This window comes from Alsobacter sp. KACC 23698 (genome assembly GCF_045348435.1).
Taxonomy (GTDB): Bacteria; Pseudomonadota; Alphaproteobacteria; order Rhizobiales; family Beijerinckiaceae; genus Alsobacter.
The window spans coordinates 498,571-520,600 of record NZ_CP157484.1; the positions used below are offsets into that span (position 1 = coordinate 498,571).

25 protein-coding genes and 1 tRNA gene are annotated in these 22,030 nt (G+C 69.8%); 11 read left to right on the forward strand and 15 right to left on the reverse strand.

Translation table 11 applies throughout. From position 1 onward, the window contains the following. Window positions 1–6: 6 nt before the first annotated feature. From ABEG18_RS02225 to hemA, 5 genes are all read right to left on the reverse strand, one after another. The gene (locus tag ABEG18_RS02225) at window positions 7–930 is read right to left on the reverse strand and encodes an ABC transporter permease (RefSeq protein WP_406856467.1); all 924 of its coding nucleotides are present in this window, start codon (window positions 928–930) and stop codon (window positions 7–9) included. Beyond that, the gene (locus tag ABEG18_RS02230) at window positions 927–2,372 is read right to left on the reverse strand and encodes an amidase (protein WP_406856468.1); all 1,446 of its coding nucleotides are present in this window, start codon (window positions 2,370–2,372) and stop codon (window positions 927–929) included. The genes ABEG18_RS02225 and ABEG18_RS02230 overlap by 4 nt, the downstream gene beginning before the upstream one ends. Window positions 2,373–2,377: 5 nt before the next feature. Next, window positions 2,378–2,641: a hypothetical protein gene (locus ABEG18_RS02235; RefSeq protein ID WP_406856469.1), complete on the reverse strand. Its 264-nt coding sequence runs from the start codon at window positions 2,639–2,641 to the stop codon at window positions 2,378–2,380. Between the two features lie 284 nt (window positions 2,642–2,925). Continuing rightward, window positions 2,926–3,000, reverse strand: a tRNA-Thr gene (locus ABEG18_RS02240). Window positions 3,001–3,109: 109 nt separating this feature from the next. Then, complete coding sequence (hemA, locus tag ABEG18_RS02245) at window positions 3,110–4,348, reverse strand: 5-aminolevulinate synthase (RefSeq protein WP_406856470.1); 1,239 nt, start codon at window positions 4,346–4,348, stop codon at window positions 3,110–3,112. 216 nt (window positions 4,349–4,564) lie between these two features. Between hemA and ABEG18_RS02250 the strand changes: the two genes are divergently transcribed. Then, entirely contained in the window at window positions 4,565–4,747 is a 183-nt protein-coding gene (locus ABEG18_RS02250) for a hypothetical protein (RefSeq protein ID WP_406856471.1), read from the forward strand. A gap of 156 nt (window positions 4,748–4,903) precedes the next feature. Then, window positions 4,904–6,196: a UDP-N-acetylglucosamine 1-carboxyvinyltransferase gene (gene murA, locus ABEG18_RS02255; protein ID WP_406856472.1), complete on the forward strand. Its 1,293-nt coding sequence runs from the start codon at window positions 4,904–4,906 to the stop codon at window positions 6,194–6,196. 63 nt (window positions 6,197–6,259) lie between these two features. Here the strand turns inward: murA and ABEG18_RS02260 are convergent, their stop codons facing one another. Then, entirely contained in the window at window positions 6,260–6,712 is a 453-nt protein-coding gene (locus tag ABEG18_RS02260) for a hypothetical protein (RefSeq protein ID WP_406856473.1), read from the reverse strand. 73 nt (window positions 6,713–6,785) lie between these two features. Then, window positions 6,786–7,193 (reverse strand): hypothetical protein, encoded by a 408-nt coding sequence (locus ABEG18_RS02265; protein WP_406856474.1) that lies wholly within the window; start codon window positions 7,191–7,193, stop codon window positions 6,786–6,788. Between the two features lie 253 nt (window positions 7,194–7,446). Here ABEG18_RS02265 and ABEG18_RS02270 point away from each other — a divergent pair, with 253 nt between their 5' ends. Genes ABEG18_RS02270 through ABEG18_RS02285 form a run of 4 tightly spaced genes read left to right on the forward strand, consistent with a single transcriptional unit; the run spans window position 7,447 to window position 10,158 of the window. Then, window positions 7,447–7,887, forward strand: coding sequence for a DUF2948 family protein (locus ABEG18_RS02270; protein WP_406856475.1), 441 nt, complete (start codon window positions 7,447–7,449; stop codon window positions 7,885–7,887). Between the two features lie 11 nt (window positions 7,888–7,898). Then, window positions 7,899–9,194 carry a histidinol dehydrogenase gene (hisD, locus tag ABEG18_RS02275; RefSeq protein ID WP_406856476.1) on the forward strand — a complete coding sequence of 432 codons (1,296 nt, stop codon included), beginning with the start codon at window positions 7,899–7,901 and terminating at the stop codon, window positions 9,192–9,194. An 8-nt stretch (window positions 9,195–9,202) separates the two neighbouring features. Next, window positions 9,203–9,706, forward strand: coding sequence for a UPF0262 family protein (locus ABEG18_RS02280; protein ID WP_406856477.1), 504 nt, complete (start codon window positions 9,203–9,205; stop codon window positions 9,704–9,706). Between the two features lie 2 nt (window positions 9,707–9,708). Continuing rightward, window positions 9,709–10,158, forward strand: coding sequence for a low molecular weight phosphatase family protein (locus tag ABEG18_RS02285; RefSeq protein ID WP_406856478.1), 450 nt, complete (start codon window positions 9,709–9,711; stop codon window positions 10,156–10,158). Between the two features lie 35 nt (window positions 10,159–10,193). Here ABEG18_RS02285 and ABEG18_RS02290 read toward each other — a convergent pair whose 3' ends face one another. From ABEG18_RS02290 to ABEG18_RS02310, 5 genes are all read right to left on the reverse strand, one after another. Then, window positions 10,194–10,517 carry an AzlD family protein gene (locus ABEG18_RS02290; RefSeq protein ID WP_406856479.1) on the reverse strand — a complete coding sequence of 108 codons (324 nt, stop codon included), beginning with the start codon at window positions 10,515–10,517 and terminating at the stop codon, window positions 10,194–10,196. Continuing rightward, on the reverse strand, window positions 10,510–11,256 hold the full coding sequence (locus tag ABEG18_RS02295) for an AzlC family ABC transporter permease (protein WP_406856480.1): 747 nt from the start codon (window positions 11,254–11,256) through the stop codon (window positions 10,510–10,512). The genes ABEG18_RS02290 and ABEG18_RS02295 overlap by 8 nt, the downstream gene beginning before the upstream one ends. After that, the gene (locus tag ABEG18_RS02300; protein ID WP_406856481.1) at window positions 11,253–11,939 is read right to left on the reverse strand and encodes a TerC family protein; all 687 of its coding nucleotides are present in this window, start codon (window positions 11,937–11,939) and stop codon (window positions 11,253–11,255) included. The genes ABEG18_RS02295 and ABEG18_RS02300 overlap by 4 nt, the downstream gene beginning before the upstream one ends. Before the next feature lie 33 nt (window positions 11,940–11,972). After that, entirely contained in the window at window positions 11,973–12,656 is a 684-nt protein-coding gene (locus ABEG18_RS02305; protein ID WP_406856482.1) for a TerC family protein, read from the reverse strand. A gap of 118 nt (window positions 12,657–12,774) precedes the next feature. Then, window positions 12,775–13,860 carry a tartrate dehydrogenase gene (locus ABEG18_RS02310; RefSeq protein ID WP_406856483.1) on the reverse strand — a complete coding sequence of 362 codons (1,086 nt, stop codon included), beginning with the start codon at window positions 13,858–13,860 and terminating at the stop codon, window positions 12,775–12,777. A 155-nt stretch (window positions 13,861–14,015) separates the two neighbouring features. Here ABEG18_RS02310 and ABEG18_RS02315 point away from each other — a divergent pair, with 155 nt between their 5' ends. The 3 genes from ABEG18_RS02315 (at window position 14,016) to ABEG18_RS02325 (ending at window position 17,115) form a co-directional block, all read left to right on the forward strand. After that, entirely contained in the window at window positions 14,016–14,504 is a 489-nt protein-coding gene (locus ABEG18_RS02315; protein WP_406856484.1) for a tripartite tricarboxylate transporter TctB family protein, read from the forward strand. Between the two features lie 10 nt (window positions 14,505–14,514). After that, the gene (locus ABEG18_RS02320; protein WP_406856485.1) at window positions 14,515–16,056 is read left to right on the forward strand and encodes a tripartite tricarboxylate transporter permease; all 1,542 of its coding nucleotides are present in this window, start codon (window positions 14,515–14,517) and stop codon (window positions 16,054–16,056) included. 84 nt (window positions 16,057–16,140) lie between these two features. Continuing rightward, window positions 16,141–17,115 (forward strand): tripartite tricarboxylate transporter substrate binding protein BugD, encoded by a 975-nt coding sequence (locus ABEG18_RS02325; RefSeq protein ID WP_406856486.1) that lies wholly within the window; start codon window positions 16,141–16,143, stop codon window positions 17,113–17,115. Window positions 17,116–17,192: 77 nt separating this feature from the next. Here the strand turns inward: ABEG18_RS02325 and ABEG18_RS02330 are convergent, their stop codons facing one another. Both ABEG18_RS02330 and ABEG18_RS02335 read right to left on the reverse strand, forming a co-directional pair. After that, window positions 17,193–17,612, reverse strand: coding sequence for a hypothetical protein (locus ABEG18_RS02330; RefSeq protein WP_406856487.1), 420 nt, complete (start codon window positions 17,610–17,612; stop codon window positions 17,193–17,195). Between the two features lie 94 nt (window positions 17,613–17,706). Beyond that, on the reverse strand, window positions 17,707–18,396 hold the full coding sequence (locus ABEG18_RS02335) for a TetR/AcrR family transcriptional regulator (protein WP_406856488.1): 690 nt from the start codon (window positions 18,394–18,396) through the stop codon (window positions 17,707–17,709). Window positions 18,397–18,564: 168 nt separating this feature from the next. Between ABEG18_RS02335 and ABEG18_RS02340 the strand changes: the two genes are divergently transcribed. Together ABEG18_RS02340 and ABEG18_RS02345 are read left to right on the forward strand one after the other, a co-directional pair. Further along, a complete protein-coding gene (locus ABEG18_RS02340) occupies window positions 18,565–19,893 on the forward strand; it encodes an HlyD family secretion protein (protein ID WP_406856489.1) in 1,329 nt (442 codons plus the stop codon). Between the two features lie 20 nt (window positions 19,894–19,913). Further along, a complete protein-coding gene (locus ABEG18_RS02345) occupies window positions 19,914–21,536 on the forward strand; it encodes a DHA2 family efflux MFS transporter permease subunit (RefSeq protein ID WP_406856490.1) in 1,623 nt (540 codons plus the stop codon). A gap of 9 nt (window positions 21,537–21,545) precedes the next feature. Here ABEG18_RS02345 and ABEG18_RS02350 read toward each other — a convergent pair whose 3' ends face one another. Next, window positions 21,546–22,004, reverse strand: a complete 459-nt coding sequence (locus tag ABEG18_RS02350) for a tellurite resistance TerB family protein (RefSeq protein WP_406856491.1) — start codon at window positions 22,002–22,004, stop codon at window positions 21,546–21,548. Window positions 22,005–22,030: the final 26 nt, after the last annotated feature.

Genomic DNA, 22,030 nt, shown 5'->3' on the forward strand with positions numbered 1-22,030 from the left:
GCCCGGTCACCTGCTCGCGACCCTGGGGTCGAACACCGGGTAGAGGAGATCGACGATGAAGTTGGTCAGCGCATAGATGCCCGCGATGATGAACACGACGGCCTGCACGGTCAGATAGTCCTTCGCCAGGATGGCCTGGACCAGCAGCCTGCCGATGCCGGGGCGCGAGAACACCGTTTCGACGATGACCGTGCCGGAGAGCAGTTGCCCCACCTGCAGGCCCACGATGGTCAGGATCGGTAGCAGCGCGTTGCGCAGCACGTGCCTGACGAACACCTGCACGCGGCTGATGCCCTTGGCCCGCGCGGTGATGACGTGCCGTTGCACCTGCGCGGCGATGATGCTGGACCGGACGAAGCGCGCGTTGAACCCCATCGAGCCCAGCGCCAGCGTGGTCGCCGGCAGGACGAGGCCCTTCAGCGACGTGCCGCCGACGACGTCGAACCAGGGCAGCGTCACCGCGAAGGCCAGGATCAGGAGCAGTCCCAGCCAGAAGCTCGGGATCGACATGAAGGTGAGCGCCACCGTCATGGCGGCGGTGTCGGCGGCGCGATTGCGCTTCACGGCGGCCAGGATGCCGAGCGCCATGCCGAAGCTGAGCGAGACGGCCAGTCCGGCGATGGTGAGCTGGATCGTGGCCGGAAAGTTCGCCGCCAGCAGCGAGGTCACCGATTGCTGGTTGCCATAGGAATAGCCGAAGTCGCCGTGGAACAGGGCCGAGATCCACTGCAGATATTGGACGTGCATCGGCAGGTCGAGGCCGAGCTGCGCCCGCAGCCGGCTCGCGACCTCCTTGTCGCCCGCGCCGGTCCCGAGCAGGGCCGCGACCGGGTCGCCCGGGATGAGCCGGATGATCAGGAAGACGATGACGCTGATGCCGAAGGCCAGCGCGACGATCGCCAGGATGCGCCGCAGGACGTAGCTGCTCATGGCGCAGCCCTCCCGTGCGGCGCGCCCGGGGACGCCGCGGCGGCGAGCGGCGGCCGCAGCCGGCTCAGGCCCAGGCGCTGCTCCAGCGCGTGGGCGGCGTCCAGGATGGCGTTCTCGGCGCACGGCGCGCCGGCGAACTGGATGCCGGTCGGCAGGCCGCCCTCGCCGAAGCCGTTGAGGATCGACACGGTCGGCGCGCCGGACAGCACGCCCGCCAGGTTGAGCGGTCGCCGCCCGGAGGCGCCCGGCAGCCCGTATTCGAAATTTTCGTCGATCCTGCAGGCCACCACGCCGAGCGAAGGCGCCAGCAGGGCGTCATAGCGGCCGGCCAGCTCGGACACGCTGTCGGCGATGAGGCGGCGGATCCGCTGCGCGCGGATATAGTCGTGGGCCGGCAACACCGCTGCGGCGAGCCTGTGGCCTTGGGCCTTGCGGGCCTTCAGCTCCGCCGTGCGGCCGCTGGCGATGAACTCGTCGAAGGCCGCATAGGCCTCGGCGCCCGAGATGGTCTGCGTGACCTCCGCATAGGGAAAGTCCGGCAGCTCCACGCTCTCCAGCGCGCCGATGTCGCCCAGAACAGCGAGCGACTCCTCGAACCTCGCCTTCACCTCCGGCTCCGCCCCGTCGCAGCATCCCTCCACCACGCCGAAGCGGAAGCCCGAGCGGCGCGGGTTCGGCCGGCGATAGCGGTAGGGCTGCGCCAGGCTGGAGCGGTCCTGCGGGTCGGGGCCGGCGATCGCCTCCAGCACGAGGCCGCAATCGTCGGCCGTGCGGCACATCGGCCCGAGCCTGTCCAAGGTCCAGCACAACGTCATCGCGCCCGCCCGGCTGACGCGTCCATAGGTGGCGCGCAGCCCCGCCGTGCCCGTATAGGCGGCCGGGAACAGGATGGATCCGCTGGTGTCGCTGCCGATGGCGAACGGAACCGCGGCCGCGCTGACCGCGCCGGCGGGCCCGCTGGAGGATCCGCTCGTCCAGCGGTTCGGGTCCCACGGATTGGCGGCCGGTCCCGTCGTGGACGCGTCCGGATGGTCGTAGCCCATGCCGCCGGCGATCTCGATGGTGGCCAGCTTGGCCGCCAGGACCGCGCCGGCCGTCCTCAGCCTGGTCACGACCGTCGCCTCGCGGTCGAAGCTCTGCTCCACGAAGGGCGGAGCCCCCCAGGTCGTCGGCGCGCCCGCGGCGGCCACGATGTCCTTCAGCCCATAGGGAATCCCGTGCAGCGGTCCGCGGTCGAGCCCGCCGCGCAGCTCGGACTCCGCCAGTTTCGCCTCCCGCAGGGCGACGTCGTCCATGATGGTGACGACGGCCCTGATCGCCGTCCCGATTCCGTGCAGGCGCTCCAGATAGAGCTTCGCCAGGTCGACGGGCGAGACCTCGCCCTTGCGCAGCAGCGCCCCGAGCTCCCGGATCGACAGGAAGGCGACATCGTCGCTGGTCACGGGCCTTATTCCTGGCAGGCGTGGAACATGAAGGCAGGCTCGTCGGAGTTCAGCAGCCTGACCCGATGCAGCGCCTCGCTGCTGGCGATCTGCGCCTTCAGGCTCAGGCGCATCTCCTGGCGCTGGAGCTCGGTCAACGCGCCTGCGTGAAGGAGGCTGACGATCTCCTCCAGCCGGCCGCCCAGGGCCGCGATCCGGTCCTCGTCCAGCGCTGGATAGAAGCGGGACGCAGCCGCAAGCGCCTGACCGGGGCTTTCATCGGAAGGCATGACCGATCTCCATCGCCTGGAACTGTCATAGACGACTATAACGGTTTCACGCGAGTATGGCCCTGTCAACCGCAACCCATGCGGGAAAAGAGAGCTTCAGCCGCTGCTTTGCCGGGCAGGGCCGCCGCAGTTGGGCGGTCTGTCTCAAGATGGGAGTACAGTCGACCTGGCCCGGGCCCACTCGTGGCCCAGCCTGCCGCCCCGTGATTGTGATCCAAAACGAGGGGCCGTAAAGCCGGACTCTGAAGGCGGCCGGCCAAAGCGAGTTTTCGGAGGATAATCGCTGGTGCTGCCGGAGAGGATTGAACTCTCGACCTCTCCCTTACCAAGGGAGTGCTCTACCACTGAGCTACGGCAGCGAGCGGGACGGGGCGAAGCGCCGTGGGTCCCGAAGCGGGGGTCTCTTGCCACATGGGGCGCGGGGGCGCAAGCCGCCGCGGGCCATTTTCGTGGGCGCCGCGCCTCCCGTCACTCCGCCGCGACGGCGAGCGGTGCGGCGGCGTCACGCGGAACGCCGAGGTGATCCCACACTTCGACGAGGGCGTCCGCCAGGGCCTGGATCAGGCTCTCGTCGTGGAACGGCGTGGGGGTGATGCGCAGCCTCTCCTCGCCCCGCGGCACCGTGGGGTAGTTGATTGGCTGGATGTAGATCCCGTGCGTGTCGAGCAGCCGGTCCGACGCCGCCTTGCACAGCTCCGCGTTGCGCACCATCAGCGGCACGATGTGGGTCGAGGTGGGCATCACCGGCAGCCCGGCTGCGGCCAGCGCCTCCTTGGTGCGAGCCGCCTGGCGCTGGTGCCGCGCCCGCTCGTCGCCGGAGGCCTTGAGGATCCGCACCGATTCGCACGCCGCGGCCGCCACCGCCGGCGGCAGCGTGGTGGTGAAGATGAAGCCCGGGGCGTGGGAGCGCACGGCGTCCACCATCGCGGCGGAGCCGGCGATGTAGCCGCCGAGGCAGCCATAGGCCTTGGCCAGCGTGCCCTCGATGACGTCGATGCGGGCCATCTCGCCGTCGCGCTCGGCCACGCCGGCGCCGCGCGGACCGTAGAGGCCGACGGCATGCACCTCGTCGATATAGGTCATCGCCTGGTGGCGCTCGGCGAGGTCGCAGATGCGCCCGATCGGGGCGATGTCCCCGTCCATCGAGTAGATGCTCTCGAACACGATCAGCTTCGGCCGGTCCCGCCCGGCGCGCCGCAGCAGCTCCTCCAGGTGCTCCAGGTCGTTGTGCCGGAAAATCGCCTTCTCCCGGCCGGCGTTGCGCACGCCCTCGATCATCGAGTTGTGGTTCAGCGCGTCGGAGAGGATCAGGCAGTCCGGGATCAGCTTGGCGATGGTGGCGATGCCGGTGAGGTTGGAGACGTAGCCCGAGGTGAACGCCAGCGCGGCGTCCTTGCCGTGCAGGTCCGCCAGCTCGGCCTCCAGCTGCACCACCGGGTGGTGGTTGCCCGAGATGTTGCGCGTCCCGCCCGCGCCCGCGCCCATGCGCCTGGCCGTGGACGCCAGGGCCTCGATGACGGCCGGATGCTGGCCCATGCCGAGATAGTCGTTCGAGCACCAGACCACGATGGGCTGGGGCCCTTGCGCCGTATGCCGGATGGCGTGGGGGAAGCGGCCGGCGATGCGCTCCAGGTCGGCGAAGACGCGGTAGCGCCGCTCGGCCTTCAGATCGCTCACGGCCTGTTCGAAGAACGCTGCGTAATCCATGCTGATGTCCATGGCACGGGCCGTGAGGCGGTTCAATCCGCAGATGTCCCGACCGGCGCGGCGCTGGAATGGCCCGCCCTTGCGGCTGAAATAAGGGGGCGACGCTGCGCCGGCGGTTGTCTGGATCGCGTCGAACGCATAATCATCGCCCCGCTTGCTTAACCCCGGCTTTCGGACGGCTCCGGTGAGGAGGACGTCCCGCCCACGGAGTGTCCGGTGACCGGCTCCACCGAGAAGGACCGCAGAACCCAGCGGCTCGCAGCGGCGCTGCGCGACAATCTGAAGCGTCGCAAGGCGCAGGCGCGGTCGCGCGTCGACGGGGCCGAAGCGCGCGGCCCTGAAGGGCTCGCAGACGAGGCGCCGGCGGAGCCGTCGACCCGTCCAACGAAGCCACTGTGACTGAATGGCCACGATCCGGGGATTTGGACCGATGACGGGCGCAAGGCCCTGCATCGGTCGCATTCGGACCCGCTGGTGAACCTCCCATCCAGCGACGTAAGTCGCACACTGTCGCATACGCGGCGCCGCAAGCCGGCGCCCCAACACGGGTGACCCATGGATCGTATCCGCATCGTCGGCGGCAGCCCCCTGAACGGCTCTATTCCGATTTCAGGCGCCAAGAACGCGGCGCTGCCGCTCATGATCGCGAGCCTGCTCACGCCCGAGACGGTCATCCTGGAGAACGTGCCGCGCCTGTCGGACGTGCGTCAGCTGATGCGCATCCTTGGCAACCACGGCGTCGACGCCTCGATCGACGGCAAGCGCGCCGGGCAGGCCGACGACGCCGGCGAGACGGTGCGGTTCAGCGCCCGCACCATCGTCGACACCACCGCCCCCTATGAGCTCGTGTCGCGCATGCGCGCCAGCTTCTGGGTGATCGCGCCGCTGCTGGCCCGCATGGGCGAGGCGCGCGTGTCACTCCCGGGCGGCTGCGCCATCGGGACGCGGCCGGTGGACCTTTTGCTGCAGGCGCTGGAAAGCCTCGGGGCGAAGATCGACATCGACGCCGGCTATGCGGTGGCGCGCGCGCCCTCGGGCGGGCTGCGCGGCGGCGAGGTGGCGTTCCCCAAGGTCACGGTGGGCGGCACCCACACCGCCCTGATGGCGGCGACGCTGGCCCATGGCACGACCGTGATCGAGAACGCCGCGCGCGAGCCGGAGGTCGTCGACCTCGCCCAGTGCCTGATCGGCATGGGCGCCCGCATCGAAGGCGCGGGCTCGTCGCGCATCGTCGTCCAGGGCGTGACGTCGCTGGGCGGCGTGCGCCATCCGGTGCTGCCGGACCGCATCGAGACCGGCACCTACGCGATGGCGGTGGCGATGACGGGCGGCGACGTCCTGCTGCGCAACGCCCGGCCCGAGCTGCTGCAGGCCGCGCTGGACGTGCTGGCGCAGACCGGCGCCGAGGTCACGTCCACGAACGAGGGCGTCCGGGTGCGCCGCAACGGCGGCGGCATTGCGCCGGTCGACGTCACGACGGAGCCCTTCCCGGGCTTCCCGACCGACCTTCAGGCGCAGTTCATGGCGCTGATGACCCGCGCCGACGGGACCTCCCGGATCCGCGAGACGATCTTCGAGAACCGCTTCATGCATGTGCAGGAGCTGGCTCGCCTGGGAGCGCGGATCCGCCTGGACGGCGACCTCGCGATCGTGGAGGGCGCCCCGGTGCTGAAGGGCGCGCCCGTGATGGCGACAGATCTGCGCGCCTCGGTCTCGCTCGTCATCGCCGCGCTGGCGGCCGAGGGCGAGACGATGGTCCACCGCGTGTACCACCTCGACCGGGGCTTCGAGGCGCTGGAGAAGAAGCTGGTGCGCTGCGGGGCCGAGGTCGAGCGCATCAGCGGCTGACCACAAACAAAACGCCGCCGCGGGAGCCGCGGCGGCGCTTTCGGATGTCGGGCGTGGGCGCGGTCAGTAGGTCGTGGCGCCGCGCTTGTAGCCGAAGCCCGGGATGTCGCACCCGCACGGGCTGTTCGGCGGCGCCGGACGAGCCGGGCACGCGCCGCGCGACGTCACGCAGGTGGAGGCGTAGCGGCCCTGGCGGTAATAGGGCCGCGGCGCCGCGTATTCGGGCTGGACGTAGCGCGGCGCCGGCGCGTAGCGCGGGGCGTATCCGGGCTGCACATAGCGCGGCGGCGCGTAGCGCGGCTGCTGATACCCGGGCGCGGGCTGCTGACGATAGCCCTGTCCTCCATAGCCCTGGCCCCCATAGCCCTGGCCGCCGGGGCGGCCATAGCCCCGGCCGTAGCCGGGCTGGGCGTAGGGATCGGCCCGGTCGATGGAGTCGGCGGCGGCGGCGTAGGTCTCGCCGGCTCCCGCCAGGCACGCGGCGATGGTCAACACGGCGAGATGGACATGCTTCACGGGTCGTCTCCTTGAGCGAACGGCTGGACCGAAGCTCAATGCTCCGCTCCAGCATCCCGTTCCATGGCGCGTTTCAGTAGCCGGTCACGCCCCGCTTGGTCCCGAATCCGGGGACGTCGCAGCGGCACGGCCGGCCGGTCGGCTGGGGATAGACCCGGCAGGCTCCCCGCGAGGTGATGCACATGTCGGTCATCCGCCCGCGTGGCCGGACGGGCTGCTCCTGGTAGTAGGGGCGGGGCTGCCGATAGGGGTCGGGCCGATATTCGGGCTGGCGCGGGCGATAATAGGGGTCCGGATCGTAGGACGGCGGGCGCGGGCGGTAGTAGCCGGGCGGCGGTGGCGGCTCGTAATATTGGGCGAGTTCGATCCGGCCGCTCTGGCCCTGCAGGATCGCTCCGCCGGGGAGCGTGTCGCTCGCGGCCGCCGCTCCCGATAAGCTCAGGAGAGCGCCTACCGCCGCCATGGCGATTGTCTTCAGCATCTGGTTCTCCGACCCGTCGCGTCACTCGGACGCGGCTTCAGCGTGGCTTTGGCCACGCCGCATCTCACGCATAAACTGCAAAAACTTCAAGGCTCCCGGATTGGGGTGTGATCCGTCCCACGCCGCGCGGGCCGCCGCCGGCGCGTCCGAGGCTTGGAACCGCGCGCCGCGCTGCCCATTTGGGGGCTGGCGCGGCGGTTCGGTTGCGCCAAGGCCGAGGCCCGGCTACAGGGTCTCACAGCGAGGGACAAGGATGACCGGCGTAGAAGCCCTGAAGCTGATGGCGCTCGACGAGGAGGACCTGGCGGTCGTCTCCGCGCACCTGCAGGACGCGGTTCTGAAGGTCGGCGACATGACCTATCTCCCCCGCGAGAAACGCTTCGCTCTCGTCGCCAACCGCTTCGCCTGGGAGGCCGTCCGGGGCCCCAAGGGCGAGCGCCGCAGGACGGGCCTCTCCTTCGCGCGCGTGCTGAAGGTGCAGCGCAGCCGCGTCCGCGCCGAGGATCCGGACGCGGTGCTGAACCTGCTGGCCGTGACCTTCACGCCGGGCGAGGCGCCCTCCGGCCATGTCACGCTCGTCTTCTCGGGCGGCGCCGCCGTCAGGCTGCAGGTCGAGTGCCTGGAGGCCGAGTTGCGCGACCTCGGGCCGGCGTGGGAGACCCCGAACCGTCCCTTGCACGACCTCGCAGAATGAAAGGCCATTCGATGCCGCTTCGGCTCCAGGCCGGATCGCCGACCTTCGACACGGACTTCGCCGGCCTCCTCGCGCAAAAGCGGGAGGTGTCGGAGGACGTCGACCTCACCGTGAAGGCCATCATCGAGGAGGTGGTGGCCCGGGGCGACGAGGCCCTCGTGGCCTACACCCGACGGTTCGACCGGCTGGACATCGACGCGGCCGGCCTGGCCGTGACCGAGGACGAGATCGAACAAGCCTGGCGCGCCTGCGATCCGCAGGTCGTGTCGGCGCTGCGGCTCGCGCATCAGCGCATCGAAGCCTACCACGCGCGCCAGCGGCCGTCGGACGACCGCTATGTCGACGCGCTGGGCGTGGAGCTCGGCCATCGCTGGACGGCGGTCGAGGCCGCGGGGCTCTACGTGCCGGGCGGCACGGCGAGCTATCCCTCGTCGGTGCTGATGAACGCCGTTCCGGCGAAGGTGGCCGGGGTGCCGCGCATCGTCATGGTGGCGCCGACGCCGGACGGGGCCATGAACCCCGCCGTGCTCGCCGCGGCCCGGATCGCGGGCGTCTCCGAGATCTACCGGGTCGGCGGCGCCCAGGCGATCGCCGCGCTGGCCTACGGCACGGCGACGATCGCGCCCGTCGCCAAGATCGTCGGACCGGGCAACGCCTATGTGGCCGCAGCCAAGCGGCGAGTCTTCGGCCAGGTCGGCATCGACATGATCGCCGGCCCCTCCGAAGTCGTGGTGCTGGCCGACCGCCACGCCAATCCCGACTGGATCGCGGCGGATCTTCTGGCCCAGGCCGAGCATGACGCCGCCGCCCAGTCGATCCTGATCACCGACAGTCCCGAACTCGCCGACGCGGTCGAAGCCGCCGTCGAGGGCCGGCTGAAGACCCTGCCGCGCTCGGCCATCGCGGGCGCGAGCTGGCGCGACTACGGCGCCGTCATCCTCGTCGCCCGTCTCGGCGACGCGGTCGCGCTGGTCGATCGCCTCGCGCCTGAGCACCTGGAGATCGAGTGCGACGACGCGGAAGCGCTGGCGGCGCAGATCCGCAACGCGGGCGCGATCTTCCTCGGCGGCCATACGCCCGAGGCGGTCGGAGACTATGTGGGCGGGCCCAACCACGTGCTGCCCACGGCGCGCTCGGCGCGCTTCTCGTCCGGGCTCGGCGTGCTCGACTTCATGAAGCGCACCTCCATCCTGAAATGCAGCCCGGAATCGCTGCGCGCGATCGGGCCCGCGGCGGTGACGCTGGGACGATCCGAGGGACTGGAAGCGCACGCCCGTTCGGTGGCGGTGCGGCTTAATCTGGGGTGAGGGGACGGATGGCCCAGGATCACGACGCCGGCGGCGACGCCAAGCCGACGAAGCGCCTCGCGGCCGTGACCCTCGACGACGTCTCCATTGGACGCGCCGCGCCCGAGCAGGAGCATGAGCGCGCGATCGCGATCTACGACCTGATCGAGTCCAACAGCTTCGGCCTTCCGGGCCACGACGGCGGCCCCTACTCGCTCCAGATCGGCCTGCTGGAGGGCAAGCTGGCGCTCGACGTCCGCGACCAGAAGGGCGCCAACGTCATCACCCACATCCTCTCGCTCGCGCCCTTCCGGCGGGTGGTGAAGGACTATTTCCTCGTGTGCGAGAGCTACTACGCCGCCATCCGCACCTCCAGCGCCGCTCAGATCGAGGCCATCGACATGGGCCGCCGCGGGCTGCACAACGAGGCCGCCGAACTGCTCGTGCAACGTCTCGAGGGCAAGATCGAGGTCGATTTCGATACGGCCCGCCGCCTCATCACGCTGATCATGGCCCTGCACTGGAAAGGGTGACCATGCAGGAGGGCGCCCCGGGCCGGCGGGTCGGCGCAGTGCTGTTCGCCTGCGCCTACAACGCCGTGCGCTCTCCCATGGCGGAGGCGGTCGCGCGGCACTATTTCGGCAAATCCGTCTATGTGCAGTCCGCCGGCGCCCGCAAGGGCGACACCGACCCTTTCATGGTGGCGGCGCTGGACGAGATCGGCATTGACGCCAGCAAGCACAAGCCCCGGACGCTCGAGGAGCTCGAGGACTGGGAGGGGCTGAACTTCGACCTCATCATCTCGCTCAGCCCCGAGGCGCACCACAAGGCGCTGGAGCTCACCCGCACCAGCGCGGTCGATGTCGAATACTGGCCGACGCCCGACCCCACTTTGGTGCAGGGATCGCGCGAGCAGAAGCTCGACGCGTACCGGCACGTGCGGGACATGTTGGCCAAGCGCATCACCGAGCGGCTGAAGCGCTAGGCGTCCGCATTCCGTGGCCGGCGGCGCGCCCGGGGCTAGATCCCCGCGGCCCGCAACAGCGTCACGGTCGTGAGGCCGACCGCCAGGGCCAGCAGCTCGTTGCGCTTGATCAGCATCGAGGTGAGCGCCGCCCCCAGCGCCGCCAGCGCGGCAGGGCCGCCCCGGACCACCAGCGGGGCGATGATGGCCACGATGATCGAGCCCGGCAGGGCGGCCAGCCCCCGCCGCACCGGCGTGGTGAGCGGCACATGCGCCATCAGGATCACGCCGAGGACGCGGCACAGATAGCTCGCCGTCGCCATCGCGGCGATCGCCGCGAACGAGCCGGCCGAAAGCCCGAACCACGCCGCGCTATCCATGGCCGGACCGCCTGCGGTCGTCGAGAACGCCCAGCGCCGCGCCCGTCAGCGAGCCTGCGAGGCCGCCCGCGACCACGAACATGTAGCCGGGAAACAGCCAGGCGGTGGCCAGCGCGGCCGCCGCCGCGACGGTCCAGCAGATCGTGTCCTGCCGGCCCTTCCACAGCGGGACCACCATGGCGGTGAACACGATCGGCATCACGAGGTCGACGCCGAAGCGCTCGGGATGGTCCATGAGGCCCCCGAGCAGCCGTCCCGGCAGCGTGCCGGCGACCCACACCCCCCACAGCATCAGCCCGGCCCCGATCAGGACCCCGGCGTCCCGCCCGCCATCCGCGTGGTAGCGCGTGCCGATCAGCCAGTTGGCGTCGGTCAACAGCGCCAGGCTCGGCCAGAGCACCCGGTTGGGGAGCGGATAGATCCACGGCTGCAGCGACGCGCCCTGCAGGATCATGCGCGCATTGACGGTGAACACCACCGCGCTGATGGCCAGGATGGCGGCGCCGGTCCAGGCGTCCGTGCGCCACAGCTCGAGCGCGACGAGCTGCGCGGAGCCGGCGTACATCAGCCCGCTCATCAGCATGGTCTCGAGCACGCTGAGGCCCTTCTGGGCCGCCGTCGTCCCGAAGGCGGCGGCGAAGACGATGCTGCCCGGGATCAGCGGGGCGACCAGGCGGGCGCCCAGGAGCATGCCCTTCAGCGTCAGGGGCGGCGGCGCGGCCTGGCCCACGGCGGTCATGCGGCGTGCGCGGATGCGCGCCGCTTCATGACGAAGCCGACCCCGAGCACGATCGCCGCGCCGGCGATGGCGAACGGGATCTCCAGGTGCTTCAGCTGCGCCTCGCCGAAGCGCTCCACCAGATAGGGATCGGAATCCAGCATCTCGCCCGCCACCCAGCCGAGCAGCCCCGCGCCGGCCCACACCATCAGCGGGAACCGCGCCAGGAGCGCCATGATCAGGGTGGCGCCCGCCACGATCAGCGGGATCGAGATCACCAGGCCGAGCGCCATCAGGGCCATGTTGTCCTTGGCGATCGCCGCGATCGCCAGCACGTTGTCGAGGCTCATCACCATGTCGGCCACCGCGATGGTCCAGATCGCGCTGAGGAGCCTCTCGCTGGCCTTCACCGCGTCGTCGTCCGCCTCCTCGTCCTCGGTGATCAGCTTCACCGCCACCCACAGGAGCAGGATCGAGCCGAGGATGCGCAGGAAGGGCGTGGACAGAAGCTTGGCCACGATGACGGTGAACACGATGCGCAGCAGCACCGCCACGCCGGCGCCGAGCACGAGCCCGGCGCGCCGCTGGCGGGCGGGAAGCCCCCGGCAGGCCAGGGCGATCACCACCGCATTGTCGCCCGACAGGAGGATGTTCACCCAGACGACCTCGAGGATCGCGAGCGCGGTCTGCCAGTTCAGGTCCATGGGGAGTCGGTCTCGCGGTCGGTGGCGGGCGTGTCAGGAGTGGTGATGCACCGCCGACCGCCTCGCGCGCAAGGCCGCAGCGACGACGACCACGAGCGCCGCGCCGGCGATGGCGGCGGGAGTGGCCAGGCTCGCGGCCGCGTCGCCCAGCCGGGCCGCGACCAGCGGATCGCCCACGATCATCTCTCCGCCGATCCATCCCAGCAGCGCCGCGCCGCCCCACACGAAGATGGGAAAGCGCGCGATCAGCGTCATGATCAGCGTCGACCCGACCACGATCAGCGGGATGGAGACGAGCAGGCCGAAGACGAACAGCTTGGCGTCGCCGTCCGCCGCCGCGGCGATCGCCACCACATTGTCGAGGCTCATCACCGCATCCGCGATCGCGATGGTGCGCACGGCGCGCCAGAGCGTGTCGCTCTCGCTCACCGCGTGCTCCTCGTCCTCGCCCGTCACCAGCTTGACGGCGATCCAGAACAGCAGCGCGCCGCCCACCAGCCCGAGGAACGGAACCTCCAGGAGCCAGCTGATCACGAAGGCGAACAGGATGCGCAGCAGCACCGCCACGCTTGCTCCGAGCACGATGCCGGCGCGGCGCGTGCGCGGCGGCAGCGAGCGGCATGCGAGCGCGATCACGACCGCGTTGTCGCCCGACAGCAGGAGGTCGATCCAGATGATCTGCAGGATCGAGACGAGGGTCTGGGGAGCGATGTCCATCGGGTCCGGCTCGGTGGCAGGCCAGTCTCCTAGCCCGCGTGCCGGACATTGACAATCGCCAATGTTTCGCCGGGCGCGGGAGCAGGCCGGCCGGCGTCCCCGCGCGCCCCGCCAAGCTTCAGGCGAGCGCGTCCGCCACCGCCTTGGCGCACTGGGCCGTGTTGGCCGGGCCCTTGAGGTCGCCCGTGCGCAGCTTGGGCTCCGACAGGACCGTCTCGATGGCCTGCACGATCGCCCTGGCGGCGTCGACCTCGCCCAGATGCTCCAGCATCATGGCGGCCGACCAGATCTGCCCGATCGGGTTGGCGACGCCCTTGCCGGCGATGTCCGGGGCCGAGCCGTGCACCGGCTCGAACAGCGACGGGAAGTTGCGCTCCGGGTTGATATTGCCCGACGGCGCGATCGCGATCGTGCCCGTGCAGGCCGGGCCCAGGTCCGACAGGATGTCGCCGAACAGGTTGGACGCGACGACCACGTCGAAGCGGTCCGGATTCTGCACGAAATGCGCCGTCAGGATGTCGATGTGGTACTTGTCCCAGCGCACGTCCGGATAGGCCTTCGCCATCGCCTCCACGCGCTCGTCCCAATACGGCATCGTGATCGCGATGCCGTTCGACTTGGTGGCCGAGGTGAGGTGCTTCTTCTCGCGTTTCTGGGCGAGATCGAAGGCGAATTTCAGGATCCGGTCCGTGCCGTGGCGCGTGAAGACGCTCTCCTGGACCACGAATTCGCGGTCGGTGCCGGGGAACATGCGCCCGCCCACGGACGAGTACTCGCCCTCGGTGTTTTCGCGCACGACGTAGAAGTCGATGTCGCCGGGCTTGCGGCCCGCCAGCGGGGAGGGAACGCCGGGCATCAGCTTGCACGGCCGCAGGTTCACATACTGGTCGAACTCCCGGCGAAACAGGATCAGCGACCCCCACAGCGACACGTGGTCGGGCACCGTGTCCGGCCAGCCCACGGCGCCGAAGAAGATGGCTTCGTGCTGGCCGATCCGGTCCTTCCAGTCCTCCGGCATCATCCGCCCGTGGCGTGCGTAATAGTCGCAGGACGCGAAGTCGAAGTCGTCGAGCTGCAGCCGAAACCCGAATCGCTTGGCCGCGGCCTCCAGGACGCGCACGCCCTCCGGCACCGTTTCCTTGCCGATTCCGTCTCCCGGAATGACGGCGATGCGATGGGTCCGATTGCTGCCGGTCTGGGCCATGATGGGCGTTTCCTGTTTGCGCCGGCGCGGTTTCACCGCCGAACCGGCTTGATATTGCGCCAACCTATTGCAACAAAAGGACCGCTGAAAACCACAAATGCCGGCAGGGCTCCCCTGCGAAGGCGTCATCCGGCGAATTGGGGCGGGAACGGTCGATGGACGGAAGACACGAGAGCCCCGCGGGCGGCTCGCGCGCCAAGGGATTGCGCAATCCGCAGGACGCGGCCGCCGGGCTCTTTCTGGTGGCCGTCGCGGCCTTCGCGCTCTGGCAGGGATCGGACCTTCCGCTCGGCACGCTGCGGGCCATGGGGGCCGGCATGCTGCCCACCTCGCTGGCCGTGATCGTCGGCGGGCTGGGCCTCCTGCTCGTCGTCCTGGCCTTCGTCACCGAGGGGCCGGCGCTGGAGCGCTGGCATCTGCGCGGTCCGCTCTTCATCCTCGGCTCGGTCATCGTCTTCGCCCTGCTGATCCGCAGCGCCGGCCTCGCCGTCGCCGGGCCGGCCTCCATGCTGATCAGCTGTTTCGCCACAGACGAGGTGCGCTGGAAGGAGGCCGCGATCTTCTCGATCGTCATGACCACGTTCTGCATCGTCCTGTTCAAGGTGATCCTCGGATTGCCGATCCCCGTCCTGGCTTTTGGTTGAGCGCTGACCGATGGATCTCTTCGCCAATCTCGCGCTCGGCTTCTCCACCGTCCTGAAGCTGGCGCCCGTCTCGGTGCCGCTGATCGGCCTGATCCCGCTGCCGGTGAACATCCTGCTGTGCTTCGTGGGCTGCCTCATCGGCACGCTCATCGGGGTGCTGCCGGGCGTCGGGCCGATCGCCACCATCGCGATCCTGCTGCCGATCACCTTCGGGGTGGACCCCACCGGCGCGCTGATCATGCTGGCCGGCATCTATTACGGCGCGCAATATGGCGGCTCGACCACGGCCATCCTGGTCAACATCCCGGGCGAGGCCACCTCGGTGGTCACGGTGCTGGACGGCCACCAGATGGCCAAGCAGGGCCGCGCCGGCGTGGCGCTCGGCATCGCGGCCATCGGCTCGTTCTTCGCCGGCTGCGTCTCCACGCTGGTGATCGCCGCGCTCGGCCTGCCGCTCACCAAGCTCGCGCTGCTGTTCGGCCCGGCCGAATATTTCTCGCTGATGGTGATGGGCCTCGTCTTCGCCGTGGTGCTGGCGCGCGGCTCGATCGTCAAGGCGCTCGGCATGATCGTGCTCGGCCTGTTGCTGTCCACCGTCGGGACCGATCTCGAATCGGGCCAGGAACGCATGACGATGGGCCTGCAGGACCTCTCCGACGGCGTCGATTTCGCCGTGTTGGCCATGGGCCTGTTCGGCTTCGCCGAGATCCTGCGCAATCTGGAGAGCCCCGAGACCCGCGACGTCATGAAGGGCTCCATCGGCCGGCTCCTGCCGAGCCGCGAGGACTTCCGGCAGTCCTTCTGGCCCGTGATCCGGGGCACCGGCCTGGGCGCCATCCTGGGCATCCTGCCCGGCAACGGCGCCGTGCTGGGGCCGTTCGCGTCCTACACGCTGGAGAAGAAGCTCGCCAAGGATCCGCGCCGCTTCGGCCGCGGCGCCATCGAGGGCGTCGCCGGGCCGGAATCGGCCAACAACGCCGGCGCGCAGACCGCCTTCATCCCGCTCCTGACGCTGGGCATCCCGCCCAACGCCGTCATGGCCCTGATGGTCGGCGCCATGACGATCCACGGGATCATCCCCGGTCCGCAGGTCATGACCAAGAATCCCAGCCTGTTCTGGGGCATGGTCGTGTCCATGTGGGTCGGCAACCTGATGCTGCTGATCATCAACCTGCCGCTGGTCGGCCTGTGGGTGAAGCTCCTGAAGGTGCCCTACCGGCTGATGTTCCCCGCCATCCTGATCTTCTGCTGCATCGGCATCTATTCCATCAACAACAACCCGTCCGACGTGCTGTTCACGGCCTTCTTCGGGCTCATGGGATATGTGCTGATCAAGTTCGGCTTCGAGCCCGCGCCGCTGCTGCTCGGCTTCGTGCTCGGCAAGCTGATGGAGGAGAAGCTCCGCCAGGCGCTGATCCTGTCGCGCGGCAGCTTCTCCACCTTCGTGGAGAGGCCGGTCTCGGCCGGCCTGCTCGTCGTCGCCGCCGTCATGCTGGCCGTCGCGCTGCTCCCCTCGATCCAGAAGGGACGCGACGAGGTCTTCACCGAATAAAGGTTCGTCCCCCGGGCCTGGCCCGTCAGCCAGGCCCCTGTTCAAGAGCGCGCCGGCAAGGCGCCGTCATCAGGAGCGATCGCCATGAAGTCCACCGCCATCGCAGCGGCCGCGCTGCTGCTCGCCTCAGCCGTCCCCGGCTTCGCCCAGGGCTATCCCACAAAGCCCGTCACCATGATCGTGCCGTTCGCCGCCGGCGGCCCGACCGACGTGGTCGCCCGCATCGTGGGCGAGCACATGTCGCGCACGCTCGGCCAGCAGATCGTGATCGAGAACGTCGCCGGCGCCGGCGGCACGACGGGATCGACCCGCACGGCCCAGGCTGCGCCGGACGGCTACACCATCATGATGGGCCACATGGGCACGCACGGCGCCGCGCCGGCTCTCTACCCGAACCTGAAATACGATCCCACCAAGGACTTCGAGACCGTCGGCATGGCGGCCGGCACGCCTATCGTGATCGTCGCCCGCAAGGACCTGCCGCCCAAGGACCTGAAGGAGTTCGTGAGCTACGCCAAGCAGCAGAACGACAAGCTCAACGAGGCCCATGCGGGCATCGGCTCGGTGTCGCACACCACCTGCGTGCTCCTGAACGTCCAGCTCGGCATCAAGCCCACCGCCGTTCCCTACAAGGGCACCGGCCCGGCCCTGAACGACCTGGTCTCCGGCCAGGTCGACTTCATGTGCGACCAGATCGTCAACCTTGTCGAGCAGATCAAGGCGGGATCGATCAAGGCCTACGCCATCGCGACGCCGGAGCGCTCGCCGGCGCTCCCGGACCTGCCGACCACCAAGGAGGCGGGCCTGCCGGACTATCAGGTCAGCGCCTGGAACGCGATCTTCGCGCCCAAGGGCACGCCCACGGAGATCACCGCCAAGCTGAACGACGCGCTGGTGAAGGCGCTCGCGGACCCCAACACCAAGAAGCGGCTGGAGGATCTCGGCGGCGTCCTGCCGGACGAGAACGGCAAGACGCGCGAGGCGCTGAAGGCCTTCGTGGCCGCCGAAGTCGCCCGCTGGACGCCCGTCCTGAAGTCGGCCGGGGTCACGGCGAACTAAGTCCCAACGAAAGCCCGGCCGGCGAGGGCCGGCCGGGCGCGCCTTCGGGGGCTTCCGAAGGGGCCGAATGCTGTGAGTTAGGCTTCGCGCGGCCGGGCCCCCGCGAGGGGATCCGCCGAAAGCCGCGCGCCGCTCCAGGCGCAGCGCGCGAACAGCGCGAAGAACAGGATGGCGCCACTGAAGATCATCAGCGAGCCCACGATCGCGCCGGCCGGGTTCTGGTGGAACTGCGCGAAGGGCAGGCCGATCAGGAACACCGGCAGCCCGGCCATCGCCAGCCAGAACTGGACCGTCGCGAGCCTGCTGCGGCGCAGCTCCGGCCAGCAGCGATGCACGACGCCGTACAGCGCCAGGGTCGCCCATCCGAGCAGGTTGATATGCGCATGCAGGTGGGCGTAGGCGAAGTTCTCAGCCATGCCCATGCCGATGCCGAGCCCGACGCCCAGGATGGCGTAGAGGAGGGCTGCGCTGATGAAGAGACTGTCGATACGAGCCATGAGGATCTCCGCGCGACTCTTGCGTTCGCCGGAGCCCTTCAAACACGCCCTGGCGGGGCGGCCTGTGCGCCATCGCACAGGCGAGGACGGCGTCTCAGCCCCGGCTTTCGCCGTCGTCCTCGCGCCGATGCGCGCGCAGGAAGAGATCGACCGCCGCCTCCACCACGGTCTGCACCTTGGCGTCGAATTCTTCGGGTGAGGGCTCAAGCCCGAAGAGGGCGGGGCGCACCAGCGACGTCTGGTACAGGTCCAGCAACTGGTTGGCCGCGAGCCTTGTGTCGCGGATCGAGAGATCGCCCTGGGCGACCTTGCGGTCCAGGAACGCCGCCATGGTCTTGATGGTGGTCGCCGGCCCGCGCTCGTAGAAGGCGCGCCCGACATCCGGCATCCGCTCGGCGATCGCGATGGCGGCCCTCATGCCGGCCACGGTCTTGCTCTTCAGGATGAAGATCACGAGGCTGCGGCCGAACTGGACCAGCACGTCCCTGAGGTCGCGATCCGGATCGAGCGAGCCGAGCCGGTCCAGATGGAGCCGGCGCTCCTCGTCCATGATGGCGCAGAACAGCTGCTCCTTGTTCTGGAAATAGACATAGAGCGTGCCCTTGGAAACGCCCGCCCGCCGGGCGATCTCGCCCATGCTGGCCCCCTCGAAGCCCCTCTCCAGGAAGATCGCCCGCGCGCCGTCGACGATCTGCCGCCGCTTGGCGGGATCGGAGCCGATGACGGACTGGGGCGCGCCGGCCGGGGGATCGAGGTCCCGCAGGGGAGGGGAGCTGCCGCTCATCGTGGGGTCGTTCTCCAAAAAATGACCGAACGGTTCGGTCACCTCTTGATATCGCCGCTGAAGCCCCATATTGCAAGATGTGAATGACCGAACCGTTCGGTTCGATGGCGGACGCCATGAGCGTCCAGGGATCAGACGGGCTGCTTGATGCGCCCGGGGAGTTTTTCGATGTCCGACGAGTCTGGCGCAGCTCTCCACGAAAGCAAGGCTCTCCAGGGAGATAAGGCGCAGGATCAGGTGAGCGTGCAGGAGCGGGGCCCCGAGGCGATGCCCGCTGCGCAGCCCTCCGCGGGGTCGCTCGTGGCGAGGCGGGACGGGCCCGCCGCCGAACGCGGGCTGGACGGACAGGTCCTGCCGCCCAAGCGCTCCCGCAAGCGCGCCGTCCTGACGGCGCTGCTGCTCGCCGCGGCGGGCGGCGGCGGCTGGTTCGGCTATGGCTGGTGGACGCATGGCCGCTTCGTCGTCTCCACCGACGACGCCTATGTGAAGGCGGACGTCACCACGCTCGCCGCCAAGGTGCCGGGCTACGTCACCGCCGTGCCGTTCGCCAACAACGCCGCCGTGAAGGCGGGCGACGTGGTGGCGCGCATCGACGACGGCGACTACAGGCTGGCCGTCGAGGCCGCGCGCGGCAAGGTGGACACCCAGCAGGCCACGATCGACCGTATCGGCCGCCAGGTCGAGGCCCTGACCGCCGGCCTGGGGCAGGCCCGCGCCCAGCTGGCTGCGGCCCAGGCCGAGCAGGTCCGCGCCCAGGCGGATTTCGCCCGCGCCCAGGCCCTGGCGGCCAGCGACTTCGGCTCCAAGCAGCGCCTCGACCAGACCCGCGCCGACCGCGACCGGGCGGCCGCCAATGTCGACTCAGCCAAGGCCGCGCTCGACGCCGCCGAAGCCAACATCGCCGTCACCCGCGCACAGGAGCAGGAAGCCCGCCGCACGCTGGACGAGCTCAGGACCGCGCTCGCCAAGGCCGAGCGGGACCTCTCCTTCACGGTCGTGACCGCGCCTGTCGACGGCGTCATCGGCAACCGGGCCGTCGAGGTGGGCAACTATGTCCAGCCCGGCGCGCGCCTCGCCGCCTTGGTGCCGCTGGGCTCGGTCTATATCGAGGCCAACTTCAAGGAGACCCAGCTCGCCCGCATCGAGGCCGGCCAGAAGGTCGACGTCGAGGTCGACGCGTTGCCCGGCCGCAAGCTGGAGGGCCAAGTGCAGAGCTTCGCGCCGGCGTCGGGCTCGATCTTCAGCCTGCTGCCGCCCGAGAACGCCACCGGCAACTTCACCAAGATCGTCCAGCGCGTGCCCGTGCGGATCGCGGTGCCGGCCGACATCGCCGCCAAGGGGCTGCTGCGTCCCGGCCTGAGCGTCGTCGCCAATGTCTGGACGAAGCGCGACGGCGACGGCGCCGCCGGCGCTCACGCCCAGACGCGCCTCGGCGCGGCGGACGACGTCACCGCTTCTGCGGCTCCGCAGGGCGCCGGCGCAGGGTCGGCTCAGTAGGGCCGGGGAGACACGCATCCATGGCGACCGTGGCCGCAAGCGGGCTTCCCGCCCCATCTCCCGCCGCGTCCGTTCCGGCGCGGCCCGCGCCGACTTCGGACCGCATCGAGCCTCGCCGTCTCGTGGCCTTCATGGCCATGGTGTTCGGCATGTTCATGGCCATCCTGGACATCCAGATCGTCTCGGCTTCCCTGGCCGAGATCCAGGCCGGCCTCTCCGCCTCCGCCGACGAGATCTCCTGGGTGCAGACCGCCTACCTGATCGCGGAGGTCATCATGATCCCGCTGTCGGGCTTCCTCGGGCGGGCCTTCTCGACGCGCTACCTCTTCGCCGCTTCGGCCGCAGGCTTCACGATCGCCAGCGCTCTCTGCGCCACGGCCGGCAGCCTGGAGCAGATGATCGTCTACCGCGCCATCCAGGGCTTCATCGGCGGCGGCATGATCCCCAGCGTGTTCGCGGCCGCCTTCACGATCTTCCCGCCGTCCAAACGCAACGTCGTGTCGCCCATCATCGGGCTCGTGGCGACGCTGGCGCCGACGATCGGCCCCACGGTGGGCGGCTACCTCACCGAGCTGTTCTCCTGGCACTGGCTCTTCCTGGTCAACGTCATTCCCGGCATCGCCGTCACCATCGCTACCTACACGCTGGTGGACTTCGACAAGCCCGACCTCTCGCTGATGGACCGCTTCGACTGGTGGGGCCTCGCCTTCATGGGGACCTTCCTGGGCAGCCTCGAATATGTGCTGGAGGAGGGCCCGACCAAGGACTGGTTCGAGGAGCCGCTGATCGTCGTCTTCACCGTCACCATGGTGGTGGCGGCGGTCGCGTTCTTCTGGCGCGTGCTGACGGCCGAGGAGCCGATCGTGGACCTGCGCGCCTTCAAGGACCGTAATTTCGCCGGCGGGTCCCTGTTCTCGTTCATCCTGGGCATCGGCCTCTACGGCCTGACCTATCTTTATCCGCTATACCTGGGGCGGGTGCGCGGCTACTCGGCGCTGCAGATCGGCGAGACCATGTTCGTCACGGGCCTGTGCATGTTCTTCACCGCGCCCGTGGCCGGCCGCCTGTCGTCGAAGCTCGACCCGCGCGTGTTGCTGTTCTTCGGGCTGATCGGCTTCGCCTCCGGCACCTATATCGCCTCGGGGCTGACCAAGGACTGGGACTTCGGCGAGCTGCTCGTGCCGCAGGTGCTGCGCGGCGTGTCGCTGATGTTCTGCATGGTCCCGATCAACAATCTCGCCCTCGGCACGCTTCCGCCGGCGCGGCTGAAGAACGCCTCCGGCCTCTACAATCTCACCCGCAACCTGGGCGGCGCGGTCGGTCTCGCGATCATCAACACGGTCATCAACGACCGCATGGACCTGCATCTCGCGCGCCTGCACGAGACGGTGAACTGGAGCCGCAACGCGGCGGTCGAGACCCTGGCGGCCATCCAGGGCTCGCTGTCCCGCCTGGGTTCGGACGCGGAGCTTGCGGGCGTGAAGCGGCTGGCCGGCCTGGTGCGGCGCGAGGCGCAGGTGATGGCCTTCGCCGACGCGTTCACCCTTCTGACGGGCCTCTTCCTGGTCACGGCCCTTCTGGTCGTCTTCCTGCGCAAGCCCGCACCCCCCAAGCCCGGCGCCGCGGCCGGCGGCGGGCACTAACGGCGCAGGCTAGGCCGCGTCGAGCAGGTCGAACTGGGCCGGATCGACGCCAACCGCCTTGCAGATCCGGGTCGCGGCGCGACGTTCCTCGCCGTCGAAGGAGCCGTCGGCGGAGGCCACCGCGCAGCAGATGCGGATCAGCATCTCGGCGTCGCGCTTGCGCCCTTTCAGCCTGCCGATCGTGGCGAAGGCGGCCTTTTCGGCGCCGTCGTGATCCGCCTCGAAGCGGGACGTTTCCTCCTCGAAGGCGTGGGCGAGATCGCCCGGACCAAAGCCCCGAAGCGTGTCGGAGCTGCGGATCAGTCCCGCCATGCGGCGCTCCTCCTCGGGCGTGACCCAGCCGTCCGCATAGGCGATCACCGCGCAGGCGGCCACGACGGCCTCGAAGATCAGCTCGGCGTCCGGCCCCTGGAGGTCATGCAGATAGTCCTGCATGGAGATCTGTCGGTTGGCGTTGCGGGTGGGCATGCGGAGTCCTCCTGTGAGTTGAATCG

Excerpts from the sequence above, each read along its gene's own strand:
- ABEG18_RS02300 (WP_406856481.1), bottom strand. The coding sequence starts at position 11,939 with ATGGACCTGAACTGGCAGACCGCGCTCGCGATCCTCGAGGTCGTCTGG.
- ABEG18_RS02345 (WP_406856490.1), top strand. The coding sequence starts at position 19,914 with ATGGCGACCGTGGCCGCAAGCGGGCTTCCCGCCCCATCTCCCGCCGCG.
- ABEG18_RS02330 (WP_406856487.1), bottom strand. The coding sequence starts at position 17,612 with ATGGCTCGTATCGACAGTCTCTTCATCAGCGCAGCCCTCCTCTACGCC.
- ABEG18_RS02225 (WP_406856467.1), bottom strand. The coding sequence starts at position 930 with ATGAGCAGCTACGTCCTGCGGCGCATCCTGGCGATCGTCGCGCTGGCC.
- ABEG18_RS02315 (WP_406856484.1), top strand. The coding sequence starts at position 14,016 with ATGGACGGAAGACACGAGAGCCCCGCGGGCGGCTCGCGCGCCAAGGGA.
- hisD (WP_406856476.1), top strand. The coding sequence starts at position 7,899 with ATGCCGCTTCGGCTCCAGGCCGGATCGCCGACCTTCGACACGGACTTC.
- ABEG18_RS02265 (WP_406856474.1), bottom strand. The coding sequence starts at position 7,193 with ATGCTGAAGACAATCGCCATGGCGGCGGTAGGCGCTCTCCTGAGCTTA.
- ABEG18_RS02295 (WP_406856480.1), bottom strand. The coding sequence starts at position 11,256 with ATGACCGCCGTGGGCCAGGCCGCGCCGCCGCCCCTGACGCTGAAGGGC.
- ABEG18_RS02270 (WP_406856475.1), top strand. The coding sequence starts at position 7,447 with ATGACCGGCGTAGAAGCCCTGAAGCTGATGGCGCTCGACGAGGAGGAC.
- ABEG18_RS02280 (WP_406856477.1), top strand. The coding sequence starts at position 9,203 with ATGGCCCAGGATCACGACGCCGGCGGCGACGCCAAGCCGACGAAGCGC.
- ABEG18_RS02320 (WP_406856485.1), top strand. The coding sequence starts at position 14,515 with ATGGATCTCTTCGCCAATCTCGCGCTCGGCTTCTCCACCGTCCTGAAG.
- murA (WP_406856472.1), top strand. The coding sequence starts at position 4,904 with ATGGATCGTATCCGCATCGTCGGCGGCAGCCCCCTGAACGGCTCTATT.
- ABEG18_RS02310 (WP_406856483.1), bottom strand. The coding sequence starts at position 13,860 with ATGGCCCAGACCGGCAGCAATCGGACCCATCGCATCGCCGTCATTCCG.
- hemA (WP_406856470.1), bottom strand. The coding sequence starts at position 4,348 with ATGGATTACGCAGCGTTCTTCGAACAGGCCGTGAGCGATCTGAAGGCC.
- ABEG18_RS02350 (WP_406856491.1), bottom strand. The coding sequence starts at position 22,004 with ATGCCCACCCGCAACGCCAACCGACAGATCTCCATGCAGGACTATCTG.
- ABEG18_RS02305 (WP_406856482.1), bottom strand. The coding sequence starts at position 12,656 with ATGGACATCGCTCCCCAGACCCTCGTCTCGATCCTGCAGATCATCTGG.
- ABEG18_RS02325 (WP_406856486.1), top strand. The coding sequence starts at position 16,141 with ATGAAGTCCACCGCCATCGCAGCGGCCGCGCTGCTGCTCGCCTCAGCC.
- ABEG18_RS02335 (WP_406856488.1), bottom strand. The coding sequence starts at position 18,396 with ATGAGCGGCAGCTCCCCTCCCCTGCGGGACCTCGATCCCCCGGCCGGC.
- ABEG18_RS02290 (WP_406856479.1), bottom strand. The coding sequence starts at position 10,517 with ATGGATAGCGCGGCGTGGTTCGGGCTTTCGGCCGGCTCGTTCGCGGCG.
- ABEG18_RS02285 (WP_406856478.1), top strand. The coding sequence starts at position 9,709 with ATGCAGGAGGGCGCCCCGGGCCGGCGGGTCGGCGCAGTGCTGTTCGCC.
- ABEG18_RS02235 (WP_406856469.1), bottom strand. The coding sequence starts at position 2,641 with ATGCCTTCCGATGAAAGCCCCGGTCAGGCGCTTGCGGCTGCGTCCCGC.
- ABEG18_RS02340 (WP_406856489.1), top strand. The coding sequence starts at position 18,565 with ATGTCCGACGAGTCTGGCGCAGCTCTCCACGAAAGCAAGGCTCTCCAG.